General features: G+C 45.7%; 2 protein-coding genes and 1 other RNA gene. 2 read left to right on the top strand and 1 reads right to left on the bottom strand.

Annotated elements, in window-relative coordinates:
- The coding region (locus PX484_RS01875; protein ID WP_288102723.1) for a M16 family metallopeptidase at positions 1-676 on the bottom strand (676 nt) is incomplete at its 3' end.
- Between the two features lie 315 nt (positions 677-991).
- On the opposite strand from PX484_RS01875, the gene ssrS reads away from it, so the two are divergent.
- Together ssrS and PX484_RS01865 are read left to right on the top strand one after the other, a co-directional pair.
- Positions 992-1,179, top strand: a non-coding RNA gene (gene ssrS, locus PX484_RS01870) — 6S RNA.
- Positions 1,180-1,359: 180 nt separating this feature from the next.
- The coding region (locus PX484_RS01865; RefSeq protein WP_288102724.1) for an FAD-dependent oxidoreductase at positions 1,360-1,533 on the top strand (174 nt) is incomplete at its 3' end.

Below are 1,533 nucleotides of genomic sequence, written 5' to 3'. Positions count from 1 at the left end.
CAGAATTGCCCTTACTGCCTAAAGTATCTAAAGAATCGCTCACAATAGCCATTAAATCATCTACAGGCAAATTACCCACCACCGCCACCGTCATCCATTCGGGACGATACCAAGTCCGATGAAAATCGCGCATTTGTTGAGGAGTAAGATTTTCAATCACTGCCGTCGGACCCAACACCGGACGACGATAGGGTAAAACTTGAAAACAAGTCTCCATGGTGCGATAAAAAGTGCGACGACGGGGATTATCCTGAGAACGACGAATTTCTTCTAAAATAACCTGTCTTTCCCGTTCAAAAGCTTCATCGGGAATTAAAGCTTCTAAAACCACTTCTAGCTGCAGCGGGGCCAGATGGGCGAAGTCCTGCGGGGCAGTGGTAATGTAATAATGGGTGTATTCTTGGCTAGTAGCGGCATTAGTCACCGCTCCCCTCGATTCGATCGCCCGTTCAAATTCGCCACTGTCTAAGTTAGGGGTTCCCTTAAAAACCATGTGTTCGAGAAAATGAGCCATGCCATTGATCTGATCCGATTCTAAGGCCGAGCCGACCTGCAGCCAGACATTGAGATTAACCGCTTCTACCGGTTGACTTTCGGCAATAATCGTTAAACCATTGGCAAGACGGTGCAGAATCGGAGTGTTAAGCGTGGCAGGTTTCCCTAGGATAGCCGTCATTCTTTATTAGTCCTCGGTAATCACTCTGGCAAAAATTGTCACTTTTCTCTATTGTAGTCCCAGATTTTCACAGAGCAAACAAGATCAGGTGTTAGGTGTTAGAAGTCAGTATTCAGGAGACAGGAGACAGGAGATCATTTCATTTATCCTCCCCACACCCCACTTCCCCAATTCATAATTCATAATTCATAATTCCCCACACCCCACACCCCACACCCCACACCCCACACCCCACACCCCACACCCCACACCCCAATTCATAATTCATAATTCTCCTCTTGCCTCTGAGAAAAAAAAATGCTACGATAAAACCAAATCAGGCTTCTACGTTGGTGACTGCCTTTCAAGTTTTTTGATCTATGCTTGATTGTGATAAGGGAGCGAATAACCAATTCGTGTGGTAGTAAACCGAGCTTGTACTCGGAAACAGAAACGCGGAATATAAGTTCCCACCTGGTTAACCCAGGTCATAAACTTAGGTAAAACGGCGTAGCGGTCTTTTCAAGTTTTTCGAGCAGATCAGAGTCCCTGTACTTTTTTGGTTTTGCCTTCCGCGCTGGCCAAAAAAGCGCTGATTTATATTTTTTCTAGGTTAAAGACTGCTGTTTTCGGTAACGCTTGTCACCGCTAAATTGTGACAATCCGGACTACACTAGGGAAAATTTATGAATTATTGTTAAGCAATGACTGAAAAACAGCCAAGAGTTGTTATCATAGGCGGCGGATTTGCGGGTTTATACACGGCCAAAGCCCTAAAAAACGCCCCCGTTCATGTTACCCTCATCGATAAGCGAAATTTCCATCTTTTTCAGCCCCTCCTCTATCAAGTCGCTACTGGGGCGCTGTCTCCGGCCGAT

Source organism: Microcystis sp. M49636_WE2, from assembly GCF_030065375.1.
Classification (GTDB): Bacteria; Cyanobacteriota; Cyanobacteriia; order Cyanobacteriales; family Microcystaceae; genus Microcystis; species Microcystis aeruginosa_C.
This window is presented reverse-complemented; position numbering and strand designations above follow the sequence as displayed.